The organism is Enterobacter sp. 120016 (assembly GCF_018383635.1).
Classification (GTDB): Bacteria; Pseudomonadota; Gammaproteobacteria; order Enterobacterales; family Enterobacteriaceae; genus Enterobacter; species Enterobacter asburiae_D.
The window spans coordinates 410,820-426,549 of the sequence record NZ_JAHAWC010000002.1 but is presented as its reverse complement, the minus strand read 5'-3'; the positions used below and the strand labels follow the sequence as shown (position 1 = coordinate 426,549).

Annotated in this window: 12 protein-coding genes; 5 read left to right on the top strand and 7 right to left on the bottom strand. The window is 52.0% G+C overall.

Annotated elements, in window-relative coordinates:
- Window positions 1–69: 69 nt before the first annotated feature.
- Entirely contained in the window at window positions 70–1,425 is a 1,356-nt protein-coding gene (locus KIF87_RS06200) for a site-specific integrase (RefSeq protein WP_163354010.1), read from the bottom strand.
- Between the two features lie 860 nt (window positions 1,426–2,285).
- Here KIF87_RS06200 and KIF87_RS23240 point away from each other — a divergent pair.
- Together KIF87_RS23240 and KIF87_RS06190 are read left to right on the top strand one after the other, a co-directional pair.
- Complete coding sequence (locus KIF87_RS23240; protein WP_249665822.1) at window positions 2,286–3,095, top strand: YadA C-terminal domain-containing protein; 810 nt, start codon at window positions 2,286–2,288, stop codon at window positions 3,093–3,095.
- Between the two features lie 159 nt (window positions 3,096–3,254).
- On the top strand, window positions 3,255–3,725 hold the full coding sequence (locus KIF87_RS06190; RefSeq protein WP_213328218.1) for a hypothetical protein: 471 nt from the start codon (window positions 3,255–3,257) through the stop codon (window positions 3,723–3,725).
- A 67-nt stretch (window positions 3,726–3,792) separates the two neighbouring features.
- Here KIF87_RS06190 and KIF87_RS06185 read toward each other — a convergent pair whose 3' ends face one another.
- Complete coding sequence (locus tag KIF87_RS06185) at window positions 3,793–5,226, bottom strand: glycoside hydrolase family 32 protein (RefSeq protein ID WP_213328217.1); 1,434 nt, start codon at window positions 5,224–5,226, stop codon at window positions 3,793–3,795.
- A gap of 17 nt (window positions 5,227–5,243) precedes the next feature.
- Window positions 5,244–6,485: an MFS transporter gene (locus KIF87_RS06180; protein ID WP_213328216.1), complete on the bottom strand. Its 1,242-nt coding sequence runs from the start codon at window positions 6,483–6,485 to the stop codon at window positions 5,244–5,246.
- A 238-nt stretch (window positions 6,486–6,723) separates the two neighbouring features.
- Between KIF87_RS06180 and KIF87_RS06175 the strand changes: the two genes are divergently transcribed.
- From KIF87_RS06175 to KIF87_RS06165, 3 genes are all read left to right on the top strand, one after another.
- Window positions 6,724–7,731, top strand: a complete 1,008-nt coding sequence (locus KIF87_RS06175) for a LacI family DNA-binding transcriptional regulator (RefSeq protein WP_213328215.1) — start codon at window positions 6,724–6,726, stop codon at window positions 7,729–7,731.
- 333 nt (window positions 7,732–8,064) lie between these two features.
- Window positions 8,065–9,441: a diaminobutyrate--2-oxoglutarate transaminase gene (locus KIF87_RS06170; protein WP_213328214.1), complete on the top strand. Its 1,377-nt coding sequence runs from the start codon at window positions 8,065–8,067 to the stop codon at window positions 9,439–9,441.
- Window positions 9,442–9,459: 18 nt separating this feature from the next.
- Window positions 9,460–10,926, top strand: coding sequence for a pyridoxal phosphate-dependent decarboxylase family protein (locus KIF87_RS06165; RefSeq protein WP_213328213.1), 1,467 nt, complete (start codon window positions 9,460–9,462; stop codon window positions 10,924–10,926).
- Between the two features lie 35 nt (window positions 10,927–10,961).
- Here KIF87_RS06165 and KIF87_RS06160 read toward each other — a convergent pair whose 3' ends face one another.
- The 4 genes from KIF87_RS06160 to KIF87_RS06145 form a co-directional block, all read right to left on the bottom strand.
- Window positions 10,962–11,477 carry a protein disulfide oxidoreductase gene (locus KIF87_RS06160; RefSeq protein WP_213328212.1) on the bottom strand — a complete coding sequence of 172 codons (516 nt, stop codon included), beginning with the start codon at window positions 11,475–11,477 and terminating at the stop codon, window positions 10,962–10,964.
- 76 nt (window positions 11,478–11,553) lie between these two features.
- Window positions 11,554–13,734 carry a polysaccharide biosynthesis tyrosine autokinase gene (locus KIF87_RS06155; protein ID WP_213328211.1) on the bottom strand — a complete coding sequence of 727 codons (2,181 nt, stop codon included), beginning with the start codon at window positions 13,732–13,734 and terminating at the stop codon, window positions 11,554–11,556.
- Window positions 13,734–14,183, bottom strand: a complete 450-nt coding sequence (locus tag KIF87_RS06150; RefSeq protein ID WP_249665821.1) for an arsenate reductase/protein-tyrosine-phosphatase family protein — start codon at window positions 14,181–14,183, stop codon at window positions 13,734–13,736. Before KIF87_RS06150 ends, KIF87_RS06155 begins: the two co-directional genes overlap by 1 nt.
- Window positions 14,183–15,322 carry a polysaccharide export protein gene (locus KIF87_RS06145; RefSeq protein WP_213328209.1) on the bottom strand — a complete coding sequence of 380 codons (1,140 nt, stop codon included), beginning with the start codon at window positions 15,320–15,322 and terminating at the stop codon, window positions 14,183–14,185. Before KIF87_RS06145 ends, KIF87_RS06150 begins: the two co-directional genes overlap by 1 nt.
- Between the last annotated feature and the right edge of the window lie 408 nt (window positions 15,323–15,730).

Here is a 15,730-nt window from a genome sequence, read left to right as displayed (position 1 = left end):
ACGGGGCGAATGATGCCCAAAACTTACTAAAGCAAATATTTCTAGTGCTTTTCTTTTATTAGTAACCAGCTATTCCCAACCCAACCCATCAATCACATAACAGATCGTTGATAAAGGGAACGTGTGTAGGTAGCGTCTAGTGATCCCTGAGCCGCTTTTCTCATGGCCTACCACCTGTTGCAGGTGTGCTAGATTACCAACCCAACCAGCTAAACAGGTTGAAATCATGGTATGCCGGAAACTGTGAACTAGCCGCCGCTGCCCATAATCATCAAGGTACGGAATACCAAGCTGATCGCGAACATCGGCTAAAACTTTGCCGATCTTCGGCATATTCTTACCCGACACAGGCGAGAAAATCTTCTTTTTCCATTGGCGGTTTACAAAATCGAGGAACCCCCACTCGATCAGTTTGGGATGGATCACTACCTGCCTTGTAGCGTTCTCAGTTTTACCCTGCCCTCCTTCCGCGATCAGGAGATAGTGCCGCTGGCTATCTTCATCAAATTTGATCTGTGATTTCTCCAGCTTGGCGATCTCCCCTCTTCTGGCTCCCGTGTACGCCAACAGCAAGGTGATCCATTTCTGCCAGCCATCAGGCTGCTTGAGCGCCCACCCTACAAACTTTCTCATTTCTGCTGCACTGTAAGCTCCAAACCTCGCTTTCGACGGTGCGGCGACAACTCCATCAGTCGGAGACTTCTCCAGAATATCTTTATTGTCAGTCAGGAAGGTTTTGAACAACGATTTGTAAATCTTTAAATGCTTGTGGATAGACTCAGCGCCAACCAAATCTTCAGGTGGCACATCATCACACTCGATCAATTGCTGAACCGTCATTGACCGATAAGGCTGCACTACACGCTTAGGCAAGTTTTCAACAACTTCCATCACCTGCTTGATGTCCTGCTTGGTGATCGTCATTACATCTGTTGATGCACCAAGGACAATGAACATGACTTCCATAAAGCGCTCATTGGCCTGTGAAATTGCCTTCGTCCAGTTTTGGGCTTTCTCCTTTTTGTACATATTCCACGCGCCAGCCAGTGTTAACCAGTGTCCTGGTTGTGCTTCAGTGTGTTCTTCCTCATCTACCAAAGAAGTGACAACCTCGCGGTCTACCTGAGCAACCATCGGCTGAATATTGCGCCGCACATCATTCAGAAATTGGTGCGCCAGCCATTGTTCATTCTGCTGCTTCAGGCTATTGCCATACTCGGAAAGACGCTTACCAAAGTGATCCGGTTGGATGGTTCCACGTTGAACCAGAGGGATTACAGGAGAAGCAAAAGACATGAGCAACTGCGCCTGGGTGTGGCTGTCAGTCTCCAGCGACTTGCGAAAATATTTATTACCGGGCAGGCGGAAACGAACGTAATAAATCCCGTTGCGTGTGATGGTGTGACGTATGGTTCTGTGGCCCATTCTGAAAGCCTCATTGAGTAATGAACTATCAAAACAGGACGTTAAAGCTAGAAATTTCTTTTTATTTTCAATGAATAAACGCCAGACTACGCTGGCATTATCCAGATCAGGTAATACGGGTATTTCTCAGCCTTCACAAAGAAGGGCACCCCGAGTCAAAATACTTTTAAAACAGAGAGTTATAAAAACTCATTAACAATATGTAGTGTAACCGCGGCCATAGGCCAGGCGCAAGGAGTTTTGATTTATCGCCGGGCTTGTCATAGCTGAAATCTCCAGACGTACTTTCCAGTCATTTGCCTATATTTATTACGCTTTAGTTAATTCTGGTTCAATAATTGTTAACGCCTTATTGAAAACCTTTATTACGCACGTTTACTGAGGCTATTATTTTTATTTTTTATTACGTGCCCCTTCATCTTTTATAAGATATAGAAACTTCTTTCGCATGAAAGAAAAAGGAAATATTAATTTATTTAAACCCATTGAACATTCGTATTTTCATCAATGGCTTAACGTTTCCCCTGGCTTACCACACAATCCATAAGTCAATGTATACATTAAATAAATCACCACGGCGTCGTATCCTGACCATGTATTTATTCATATCATTTATGATTTAGATCAAAATAATCAGTTTGGGTTTAATTGATAGTTTATTCACGCAACTAAAAAAGATCTAAGCAATGAATAACCTGTATTGATATATGGGAATACAGATACCTTCATGCTCTATAAAGCCAAAACCGTTTTGCTTAAATTTGTTTTTCAACACGTTAATGATGTGAGTCCTTCGAATGAAAGCTTTTAAGAAATCTGTTATTTCTGTTTTTGTATTAGGGGTGGTAGCAGGTAGCGCCATGAATATTACCGATGCTGCTGCAGCCTGGGACGATGCATCAATCACAAATATTGTGATTGACCATCAAGACCAAATTACGCAAAACAATGCTGATAGTATTGCTCGCGATCTCTCAACTGACAATCGCTTAACTCAGGTTGATAGCGACCTTCAATCGACTAAATTAGGTGTTTTGATCGTTGATCAAGCCACAAATGAGGCTAAGCAAAAAGCATTACTTGCTGGTGCGCTCGCAGATACTGCGAATCAAAAAAGTGAGGCTGCTTTACAGGGCGTCATGACGAACGGCACTGAAATTATCAGTATGGAAAACGTTAACAAAGTGCAGGATAACCGTCTTGATAGCCTGGAAAGTGCCCCTAAACCCACTAACGGCGTAGATGGAAAAGATGGCGTGACGACTACCGTGACGCGCGTGCAGGTTGACGCAGCAACGCAAACGAAAGTGGCTAACAACAGCCAGGCTGTTACCGCCACCGCTCAGGAACTTCAGGCAACAAAGCAGACGTTACAGGCAATGAATAACAACACCCGCCAGCAGTTCAAATCATTGCACGACGAAGTGGATAATAATAAGAAACAGGCCAACGCCGGTATCTCGGGCGCCATGGCGATGGCAGGTTTACCGCAGGTACAAACGAATCAGCATGTTATGTTCTCTGCTGGCGGTGCAACGTACAATAGTGAAAGCGCCCTTGCCGTTGGGGCATCCGTTAACGTCAATCCACATACGATCGCCAAAGTCAGTTTCTCTGATGACACCGCAAATAACATGGGGGCCTCCATTGGCGTAGGGGTCGGCTTTTAATAGAAAAGCAGCATGGCAAAATATATTTTTATCTCTTTAATATTATACATGGCACTTATCCTTATTGGCATATGGTTAGGTTGTATGTATCACTCTTATTATATTTGCGGATATTGAACATTCTCCTGCTGCATATTTTTAACTTAAGGTCTTTGCGTAATGAAAAAAACTCTCTTAGCGGTAGTCATGGCGGGGGCTACTGCTCTGCTTTCTGCATGTACGTCGCCTGCTCAGCGCATGGCTGAATGTGAACGCCAGGGGATTAGCAAAGATACGTGCTACCTGGCTGAGCAAAACCGCCAGAATGCCTACAATGAATCCGCACAAAATGCAGCATGGGCGAACGCGCGTGATGCCGCTGCGGGTACGGGAATCTGGGCTAAGAAAGACGCGAAACAACATGCTCAGGCAGCTAAAGCAGCGCACACCTTTAAATGGGAAGGGATGAAAATTACGATTAGAGGTGAGATATTAGATGTTGACGGCGTATTAGGCGCGCTGGATGAAAACGAGCCTCAGGCAAAGGTTTATTCGCAAGGGTTATACACCTTCATTTACTATCCTGCTAAAGGCAAATTAGCGGTGAGTAAAGAAGGTCAGTTTCAGGGCTACGCCAGAAAGATTAAATAATAATAAAGGCGACACCTGTCGCCTTTATTATTTGCGGACCTTACTGAATTTTTCTGATGTAACTCATTTACTCTAACTGCCACGCCCCGGCATCAATGAGCGACGCACTTCCCGTCCAGGCAAACAACGCCAGTTCGCGAGCCCCCGCGTCAGGATAAATGCGGCTACTGAGGCACGCTTCCCCCTCATTGACAAACACCTCCACCGACGAGTTGTCAAAGAACAGGCGCAGGTTTAGCGTGTCGTTCAGGTTAAGCGCGACGCTTCGGGTACCGCACAAGCCATACTGCGGATAGTGACGTTCCAGCACCAGGCGCTGCATCTGCGCATCGACATAGATACGTAACCCGTCTCCGAGACGAATACCGTACTGCTCCGCGCTGCTGTTGACGCAATCCCACCGCAAAATGACCTCCAGCGCGTCGCAGCTTTCCACCTGAGCGATCTGCTGATTGTTAAGCGCGCTCACCGGCCAGGGGAACCACGCCCTGCGCAGGCTTTCGACTTCTCTGGCCGGGCGCATTTGCAGACGGTTATCCGCACTCAGCGTCAGCTCGCGCGGTAAGGAGAGCATACCCGCCCAGCCGTCCTGCTGTTCCGGCAGGGGCGATTCCCACATGTCCAGCCAGCCGATAACGATGCGGCGGCCGTCGGGAGTCAGGAAGCTTTGTGGCGCATAGAAATCATGCCCGCGATCCATCTCCACAAATTCCCCTTCACGCACGAAAGGTTGGCCGGGCTGCCACTCGCCCAGCAGGTAGCCGCTCTGGAAAAGATTGCGATTTTCGAATCCGTCCGTCGCCACCCCCTGAGGCGAAAACATCAGCACGCGTTTGCCGTTGAGGGTGAAAAAGTCCGGGCATTCCCACATATAGCCCATCTCTTTTTCAGCCACCGCAAGCACGCCCATATCCTGCCACGCGTGCAGATCGGCAGAACGGTATACGCGCACCTGGCCCATCTCACCGTCTCGCGCGCCGACAACCATGTACCAGCTCTCCCCTTCACGCCACACTTTCGGGTCGCGGAAGTGATGCAGGCCTGGCGGCGTGTCAACAATCATTCCCTGCCGGGCAAAATGAACGCCGTCACGGCTGGTCGCCAGGCACTGCACCTGGTAGAGATTAGCCTCATCATCAGGGTCGCCGTGGAATTTATGTCCGGTGTAAATCAGCGCCAGCGTATCGCCATCGACTACCGCCGAGCCGGAAAAACAGCCGTCCTTGTCTTCTGGTTCTTCCGGCGCCAGTGCTACCGGAAGGTGTTCCCAGTGAACTAAATCCCTGCTGCGCGCATGGCCCCAGTGCATCGGCCCCCACTGAGTCGAGTATGGATGATGCTGGTAAAACGCGTGATACCAGCCGTCAAACCACACCAGGCCATTCGGGTCGTTCATCCAGCCGGCACGTGCGGCGAGGTGGTAACGCGGATACCAGCGCAGGTTAAGACGGCCTTGTCTGGCCTGCAGTTCCTGTTCAGCTTTGGCAATGGAATACGTCATGTGTCTACTCTTTTCAGTCAGATAGTGGAAGGTTGCGGCATTAACGGGTCAGAAGAGGACTTACCCGAGCGCAACAGGAAGATGGAGATGAGCGTGGTGCTGAAAACTAACAGCCCCATAATGAGATAGGACTGGGCAAAGCCGTATTTCTCATAGCTGTAACCGGCCAGCGGCGACAGAACCGAGGCGATCACCGAGCTTGTACAGGCAAAGCCCACCAGATAGAGGGTGGAAGAGAGCCGCTTGTCAAAATGCAGGCTGTTGTATTTAAAGATTGAGACCAGCAAAACGGGCAGCTCAACCGCGTGCAATAGCTTGGTAATGGAGATCAGTATCGGCCCCTCAACCAGACCCGATGCCACCATACGCATCGCCATCACCATTCCCGCGAAAATCAGGCCGTTTTTCGCACCGAGGCGATTCACCAGCCACGGGGCGCAAAACATACCGGCCGCCTCAAGGAAAACCTGGAAGGAGTTGAGATAGCCGTACATGGCGTTTCCTTCCTGTAACGTCGGGAACTGGGAGGAGAAATAGACCGGGAACTGCTGGTCATAAACGCCATAAATACAGGTGCCGATAACGAAAAACACCAGCGCCCAGAAACGCGGCAGCGTCAGCAGGCGCAAGGCATCTTCCAGCGTGACCTTACCGCCGGACACCGCTTCCTGCATGGCGTGCGGTGCGGAAGAGACCCTGAGACGCGCCAGCAAAATAAAAAACACCAGCCCTGCGCAGCTCGCGACGGCAAAGTTCAGCTTCGGATTAATGTTAAACAGCAGCCCCGCGAAAAAGGTTGCCGCCGCCCAGCCAAGCGATCCCCACATCCTCGCCTTGCCGAACTCAAACTGGCTCTGGCGGGCCACGCGCTCGGTATAGGACTCGAGCACTCCTATCCCGCCGTTAAACGTCAGGCCAATAAAAATCCCGCCGAAAATGCTGCCGAGCAACACGTTAATCTTCAGCAGATAGCCAAACAGCAAAAAAGCCGGACCTGAAAGAACGAGCAGGCTGGTCAGAAACCAGAGCAGGTTTTTGCGCAGGCCGAGTTTGTCCTGAATAAACCCGTAGCAGATTTGTGCAAAAAGCGCGGAGACGGAAAGCACGGCATAGATAACGCCGGTATCCCCCGCTTTTAAGCCCACTTCCTGATGAAGCCAGATGGAAAGTAACGAGCCGGAAGATGACCAGGTGACAAAAAAGAAAAACAGTAATGCGCTCAGTAAAGGGTAGCTGTGAGAGCGATGCGTTTTCATCATGACATTCTCATGTTGGAGTAATGACGCAATGGTAACGTTAACATTATCTCTTTCTCATGCTGTTTGGCTAAAAGTTAAGATGTTAATCACGAAAGTTAACGTTAACATTGAGGAAATGAGATCGCGATCAAAAATTCATCACTGAGGTCAGCATGACCTAACCAGGGCATCAGCCTTCCTTTTACATCAGCGACTTAGTTGTATACCCTCTCACACAGAGCATTAACGGAGTAATAAAATGGCTTCCCTGAAGGACGTCGCAAAGCTGGCTAACGTATCGCTGATGACGGTTTCCCGCGCGCTTAACAGCCCGGAGCGCCTTAAACCGGAAACGCTGGCGCGCGTTCAGCTGGCTATTGAGCAGACCAGCTACGTTCCTGACCTGTCCGCCAAGAAAATACGCGGCGCGCACGCCTCGCCGAAAACCATAGGCGTACTGGCACTCGATACGGTGACGACACCTTTCTCGGTGGACATCACGCTGTCTATTGAAGAGACGGCCAGAATGCACGGCTGGAACAGCTTCGTGATGAATATGTTTACCGATGACAACCCGGACGCCATTGTCGACCTTCTCCTCTCTCATCGGCCTGACGGGATTATCTACACCACCATGGGGTTACGTCAGGTTCCTCTCCCGGCCAAACTCCTCACCCTTCCCTGCGTGCTGGCCAACTGCGAAAGTGACGGCGAAAAGGTCGCCAGCTATATTCCTGATGATGAACAGGGGCAGTATACCGCCGTGCGGGCGTTGCTCGCACAGGGTTATCGACGGCCTCTCTGCCTGCATTTACCTGCGGGACATTTGGCCACAACCCGACGCCGTCAGGGGCTGGAACGCGCATGCCGTGAAGCGGGGCTCGACCCACAAAGCCTGGCGCATAGCTATATGGCGTTAGGGGACGAGCACTATCGTGATATCCCGTCAGTGCTGCTGGCGCACATGCAGAATGGCATTCCGGGGTTCGACTCCGTTATCTGCGGCAACGACCGTATCGCGTTTATGGTCTACCAGACGCTGCTGGCGCAAGGGCTTCGCATACCGGAAGACGTCGCGGTAATCGGCTATGACAATATGGTGGGTATCGGGGAGTTGTTCCTGCCTCCTCTCACTACGGTTCAACTGCCACACTATGAAATTGGCCGCCTGAGCGCCTTGCATATTATTAACGGCGAAGAGCATCAGAACACCACGCGCGTTGAAAGTCCTTTTTTAATGCGTGATTCCGTTGTGCATGCATCATGAGCACCGCTTTTTGCGCATGACGCAGGAATAGAGACAGCCAGCCTCCTTTTTTGCTATTCGATGGCACGTTTTGTCACACTCTTTTCTGCGACTTTACACGCCGGACAAACAGCCTGTAACAGGCTGTTTTTATTTGGCATAAAATGCAATTTTCATTTTAAAAATGGGGATATTTTCTCCCCGCAGCCCCGTGTCACAAAACAGTAAACAAATTAACCATTGAGCCCCGTGGCAAAAGGCTCTATATTGGCGGCGTTTTTTTCAGGCCCCCATCTGTTTTTTAACTTTTTATTCAATCGTGGCTCATAACGAAGCGGCGGTTGTAGGAGTGATATGATGACGGATAAAGTCCGTATTGACACCGTAGATGCCCACAAAAGCAACGAAACCTATCTGGCCCGTCAGGCCGAGTTTGAATCTAACGTCAGGAGTTATCCGCGCAAACTGCCTTTAGCAATTACTAAAGCAGAAGGCGTGTGGATCACCGATGCAGACAATAAAGAATACCTTGACTGTTTAGCAGGTGCGGGGACCCTTGCGCTTGGCCATAACCATCCTGATGTGCTGAAAAGCATCCAAAATGTCATTACCAGCGGCTTGCCGTTACATACCCTGGATCTGACTACGCCTCTGAAAGACGCGTTTTCTGAATACCTCCTCTCTCTGCTGCCTGGTCAGGGCAAAGAGTACTGCCTGCAGTTCACCGGTCCATCCGGTGCGGACGCCGTTGAAGCGGCGCTGAAGCTGGCGAAAAAAGTGACCGGTCGTAGCGGTATCATCAGCTTCTCTGGTGGTTACCACGGTATGACCCACGGCGCGCTGTCCGTGACCGGCAACCTGTCTCCGAAAGAAGCGGTTGACGGTATGATGCCAGAAGTACAGTTCATGCCTTACCCGCACGAGTACCGTTGCCCGCTGGGTATCGGTGGTGAAGCGGGCGTGAAAGCGCTGACTTACTACTTCGATAACCTGATCAACGACGTTGAAAGCGGCGTGCGTAAACCTGCAGCGGTGATTCTGGAAGCCGTTCAGGGCGAAGGCGGCGTGAACCCGGCTCCGGCTGAGTGGCTGCAGCGCATCCGTAAAGTGACTCAGGAACACGGCATTCTGCTGATCCTCGACGAAGTTCAGGCTGGCTTTGCCCGTACCGGTAAATTCTTCGCCTTCGAACACGCTGGCATTGAGCCAGACATCATCGTGATGTCTAAAGCAGTGGGTGGCGGTCTGCCGCTGGCCGTGCTCGGTATCAAAAAGCAGTTCGATGCATGGGCGCCAGGTCACCACACCGGTACCTTCCGCGGCAACCAGCTGGCGATGGCAACTGGTCTGACGACGCTGAAAATCCTGAAAGACCAGAACATCGCAGGCAAAGTGGCTGCACAGGGCGAATGGCTGAAAGGCCAGCTGAAAGAGATGGCGAAACGCTATCCGGTGATCGGCCACGTGCGCGGTCTGGGCATGATGATCGGTATTGAGATCGTTAAGCCAGACGAAGCCGCTGACCACATGGGCTGCTTCCCGGGCGACGGCGAGCTGTCTGCACTGATTCAGAAGAAGTGCTTCGAAGCCGGTCTGATTCTGGAGCGCGGTGGCCGTAACGGTATCGTTCTGCGTCTGCTGCCGTCTCTGCTGATCAGCGACGAAGAGCTGAAAATCTTCCTGGATAAATTTGAGCAGGCACTGCTTGCTGCGGGCGTTCGCCCGGCGTAACCGGAGTTATTGATTACGATGTCTGATTCAAACCCAATTTTGTTCTCCTCTGCGCAGAGCATTGAAGCTTACCAGCAGGCGATTGAACAAAGCACTCAGGCTGTGATGCAGTGGCTGAAACAGCCTGAGATGTACCAGGGCAAAACGGTCGCGGAACTGCGCGACCGTATTAAGCTGGATTTCAACCCAAAGGGGCTGGGCAACGAAGCGGCGATTGAACGCGCCGTGGAGTTCTTCCTGAAAGACAGCTTGTCCGTTCATCACCCGCAGTGTGTGGCGCACCTGCACTGCCCAAGCCTGGTGGTAAGCCAGGCGGCGGAAGTGCTGATCAACGCCACTAACCAGAGTATGGACTCCTGGGATCAAAGCCCGTCCGCAACCATTATCGAGATCAAACTGATCGAGTGGCTGCGTACCCGCGTGGGTTATCAGGCCGGCGACGCAGGTGTCTTCACCAGCGGCGGCACCCAGAGCAACCTGATGGGCCTGATGCTGGCTCGCGATGCGTTCTTCGCGCGTCAGGGTCACTCCGTTCAGCAGGACGGTCTGGTGGGCGATCTGCGCAAAATTCGCGTGCTGTGCTCCGAAAACGCGCACTTCTCCGTGCAGAAAAACATGGCGCTGATGGGTCTGGGCTACCAGTCCGTGGTGCAGGTGAAAACGGACGAATTCTCCCGCATGGATCTGACCGATCTGGCGGCGAAAATTGAACAGTGCAATGCGAACGGCGAGCAGATTCTGGCGATCGTCGCGACGGCAGGTACCACCGATGCCGGTGCTATCGACCCGCTGCGTGCGATTGCAGAACTGGCCGCGAAGCAGAACATCTGGGTACACGTTGATGCGGCCTGGGGCGGCGCGCTGCTGATGTCTGAGCAGTATCGTCACTACCTGGACGGCATCGAGCTGGTGGATTCCGTCACCCTGGACTTCCACAAGCAGTTCTTCCAGACCATCAGCTGCGGCGCGTTCCTGCTGAAAGAAGCGCGTCACTATGAGCTGATGCGCTATCAGGCGGCCTACCTGAACTCTGAGTTCGACGAAGAAGCGGGCGTGCCTAACCTGGTGTCCAAATCTCTGCAGACCACCCGTCGTTTCGACGCGCTGAAGCTGTGGATGAGCCTGGAAGCGCTGGGTCAGGAGCAATACGCGGCGATCATCGATTGCGGCGTAACGCTGGCGCAGCAGGTTGCGGCCTACGTGAAGGAGCAGCCTGCTCTGGAACTGGTTATGCAGCCACAGCTGGCAAGCGTCCTGTTCCGCTTCCGCGGACAGGTGAAGACGGATGACGCGGGCATCGCCCTGTTGAACCAGAAAATTGGTGATGCGCTGCTGGAATCCGGCCGTGCGAACGTCGGTGTGACCGAGCATAACGGCGTCACCTGCCTGAAGCTGACGCTGCTGAACCCAACCGTGACGCTGGAAGATATTAAAATCCTGCTGTCTCTGGTTGAGCGCACCGCGCAGGAAGTTCTGGCTAAGTAATACAACACCCCTCTTCCGCCGGGAGAGGGGTTATTTTAAAGCCCTGCCCACCACATCCTGGTTTTTAATCCCCAGTAGCTCGTCCAGCCCGTCGTGGTACTGACCACATTACCCTTCGACACAATCACCAGCGTCGGCGTTACGCTCACCTGCCACAGCTGCGATAACGCACCGTTTTCATCATTTATCACCGGCATTTTCAGCTGTTTCTTTTCAACCCAGCGCGCAAGCTTTGCGTTATCACCGGAACGCATGGCAATACTCAACACGTTCCCGCCCTCTTCTGCCAGCTGATTAACGAAAGGCGTCGTGTAACGGCATATGCTGCACCAGGTGGCCCAGACGTAAATCAGCAGCGGACGCTCCTGGCTGAGCGCCGCGATATCGTGAATGTTGCCGTCGATGCTCTGCATCGGTGTTGCACTAAAGCTGGCGGGGAGTGCCGGTTTACGATACCGATCAACACCCCACACTACGGCCAGCGTCAGCAGAACGAGTATGATCCCTTCCCGCGCCCAGCGGCGCAGTCGACTGATTTTGCGGTTATCCATTGTGACCTCATGTTTCAACGAAGGTCATCTTAACGGGCAATACGCCATCACGCTGTAAAGAAGTGTCGCGCCAGGTTTACTCCTGGGTATAGCCGTAGTCGTAATGGCTATATCCCGAGTTGTAATAGAGCGCTGCCGATTTCACGATATCATTGAGGATCGCGCCATTCACCCGCACACCCATTTGCTGCAGACGCTTCAGGCAGTGCTCGATCTCCTTGACGCTGGTTTTACCAAACCTGGCAACCAGCAGCGTCGTAGCCGCTGCTCTGGCTATCAGCAAGGCATCCGTCACGGCAAGCACAGGCGGGGTGTCGACAATCACGATGTCATAATGGTTGTCTATCTGCGACACCATAGTCTGGAAGCGTTCGCTCATCAGCAGCTCAACGGGATGCGAAGGTTGGGGTCCGCAGGTCAATACATCAAAACCGCCTTTCTCAACGCGTTGAATTGCCTCCTGCCACTCAACGGCGCCTCCAAGCACGCTGGATAGTCCACGATGATTGCTCAGTTTGAAAACGTTATGGACATATCCCTTGCGCATATCCGCATCAATAAACAGCACTCGCTGTCCGGCCTGAGCGGCAATCGACGCCAGTGACGTACTGACCAGCGTCTTTCCGCAGTCCTGCGTGGGGCCAGACACCACGACGATCCGGTTTGAGGCATCCATCATGGTAAAATGCAGGCTGGTGCGCAGCCCGCGCACCGCCTCGACAAACATATCTGCCGGACGGTCAACGGGCAGAAAAGGGATGTTCGACGTCCTGTGCTTCCAGTGGGAAGCAAACAGGTTTCTCCTGCGCAGGTGCGTTTTTTTCCAGAGCCACACCGAGCGCGGGAGCGTCGCCAGAAGCGGTATCCCCTGCACTTCCAGCTGTTCTGACGAGGTAATGCCTCGCTTAAAGGCTGAGCGCACTAAAACCGTTCCAGCAGAGAGCATCAAGCCCATCAGCATACCCAGCACGATAATGAGCGCTTTGCGCGGCTTGATTGGGGCCGGCTGCGTCACGGCCGGATCGATAATCCGCACGTTGCCGATAGCGCTGGAGCGCGAGATACTCAGCTCTTGCTGACGCGTCAGCAGCTGCAGGTATATGGTACGCCCGGATTCAACGTCACGACTCAGGCGTAAGATTTCCTGCTGCGTGGAAGGCATGGATGAGACGCGGCTATTCAGACGCGCGCGCTCACGCTCAAGCGTTTGTTTCTTCTCCCGCAAAGCGCGGTAGGTGGGATGGTCCTTTTTGAAAAGCTGGGAAACCTCTGCTTCGCGAAACGTCAGCTCGTTAAGCTGGTTTTCCACGTTAACCACCTGATCGAGAACCGATTTTGCCTCCAGAGACAAGTCGACAGAATCACGCTGCTCTCTGTAGGCATTCAGTCGCGCTTCGGCTTCATCCAGCTCCCGGCTTATCTTAGGTAATTGATCCTGTAAGAACGTGAGGCTGCGCGAGTCTTTCGCTTCCTGGCGCGCAATATTCTGACTGAGAAAATTTTCAGCAATCGTATTGAGCACCGTGGCGATCTTGCCGGGGTCTTCACCCGTTAACGTTAATGCGATCATACCGCTCTGTTTCGCCGACTCTACAACCGTGAGCCTGTTCTGAATGGCGTTGATCGCGTCAAGCCGTGTGACGGATTCGAGGGTAAACTGGGTGCCGGGTTCCGCGCCGAGGGATGTCACCAGAAGCGATATTCCATCTTTAACCAGCGTTCTCCCCACAACGCCGTCTGCCTCAAGCGTATTTCCCTCAAGACGATACCGCCCTTCCTCCTGTACGGTGAGTAAAAGCGTTTGTGGCTTCCCTTCCAGAAGAGGAATAGTCAGCGCGCCAATCGTTATTTTGTCGGATTTACGTCCCTGCACCTGTTCCCACAAAGACCCGATAACAGGCAATACGCGCCGCTTAACGCTGTACGTCAGCCCTAACCGATCGACGGTTTCTCCCAGGATCATTCGTGATTTAAGGAGTAAAAGTTCTGGCGCGACGTCGGGCGAGAGATCTGACCCGAACGGGGCCAGGGTCTTGAGCAGCGAGTTGTCCTGCTTCGCTTCAACCTGTACCAGGGCATCAGCCTGATAAACTGGCGTGGTGCTGAACGCGTAGATCCCCGCACATACCGTAAGCAGGAGCGTGACGCACGCGATCGTCACGCGGTTATCAAACATCTCAGCAAGCAGCTGAAGAAGATCGATCTCATTATTCTGCGACGTTGCAGCACTATATTTTTCTGATTTTGAAGACGACATTACTGCTTGATTCCTTGTTGACTCAAACGACGAGCCCATTCCTGACTGGCTTTTCCTAATTGCTCGAAAACATATTCATAGGCTTCACGACTTTTGTGATACGGGTCGGGAATGTCCCTGGTTTCCAGCCATTGTCCAAAGAGCAGCGATTTTCCCCGGTTCTCCGGGGCCATTGTGGCTATGAACCGGAGGTGTTCCGGCTCCATCACCAGAATCAAATCGGATTTTTGCAACAGGCTGCGCGTCACCTTGCGCGCAACATGCCCCTCCAGCGAAACGCCATGACGCCGGGCCACAGCCTGCGCAGTCGCATCTGCCGGATGCCCTTCAAGCCCCAAAATCCCTGCCGAGGTCACCTGCTTGCCGGGTAATTGCTGACGCAACAGCCGCTCACCTATCGGTGAACGGCAAATATTGCCGGTGCAGACCACTAAGATTGACTGGAACATTACTGCGGCCACGATCTGATGTAACGAACGGTTTCGGTCAGGTCATGAACGCCGCTGATGGTAGGCACCAGTTGGGTGATCACGCGATTCCAGCGTGATAACGGTGCGGTGGTAACGTAGACAATGTCATACGGTTCCAGCTGGAATTCCGTACCCAGCACCATGGCTGACGCATCTTCCGCATTCAGCTGATAGATGTTGGCAATTTTGCCCGTGTCGCCTTTTTTCGCTACCTGCCGAATAACAAAAATACCGGTTGCATCGGCCATATTTTGGTTAAGCCCCCCGGCATTCCCCAGGGCTTCGGCCAGCGTCATGCCGCTACGATCCATCTTAAGCGTGCTCTGCTTAACCACCTCGCCCATCACGAACACCTTCAGCGCGTCGTTGCGTGGAATAAACAGGATATCGCCAGGATAAAGCAGCTTATTTTGAGTCAAATCGCCATGCTGCATCAGCGCATAGAGCGAAAGACGGGAGTCCTGGCCATCATGCGTGAGCACGACGTTACGCCAGTCGGCATCCGCAGAAAGACCGCCAGCGGCGTTGACCGCATCCATCACCGTCAGCGGAATATTGGTTATGGGCTGCTGGCCCGATTTTTCGACCTCTCCGGTGACGTAGGCTTTTTGCGAACGGAAGGCGGCAATGCTGACGTCCACCTGCGGGCTCTCAATGACCTTATCCAGTCGAGTTGTAATCTCTTCACGTACCTGTGAAACTGTTTTTCCCGCCACCCGCAGCTTACCGACGTAGGGATAAAAGAGCGTACCATCGGCGTTGACCCAGTTGCCGGCATCGCTCGCACTTCGATATTGCCCTGCGGGCGTCGTTAATTCCGGGTGATCCCAGACGGTGACCGTCAGGATGTCGCCTGTGCCAATGCGGTATTCCCAGTTTTTGATCTGCTCATCCAGATTAGGATTTGCCTGAGATTTCGATACGGCCGGACGCAGTTTTTCAATCAATCCCGGCGTCAGAGGAAAAATTTCCACGCGCTTATCAAGCTGATAATTGGCGTCTTCCGCAGCAATGACTTTTTTCCCGGATACACTCAAGTTCTGCCCGGGGGAAAATACACACCCTGTTAATTGACTAACAGTAAGAAATAACAGCGAAAATGCAGTTGTAGCTTTCATTATATAAATATTTCTTTTTAACGTTGCGTTTATCGTCAAGCTTGCAAAGAGACTTTAGCTAAGATTATGAAATTTAATTATTTATTCTTATGCAATATGAAATTCTGGCATTGTAAAACGTGACCGAACCGCTCTCTAAAAAACAAAAGCAATACTCAAACCTGTAAAAAAAACGGAAGTAATCCCGCTTCATCCGAAGACAATATTAAATCTTCTTCAGTGGGAAAGCATTCGCATAGCAGTCCAATTTTGACGCGAAAAGTTATTTTCAGAATTAATTAATGAAATAATAAATATTAACAATATAAAGCGCAGACAATATTCATCGCAATGATGAGCATCCTTCAATTCGACTACACAAAACCGTCCACTTTTGTTACATTTTTTTTCAAACATACCCTGCGTTGA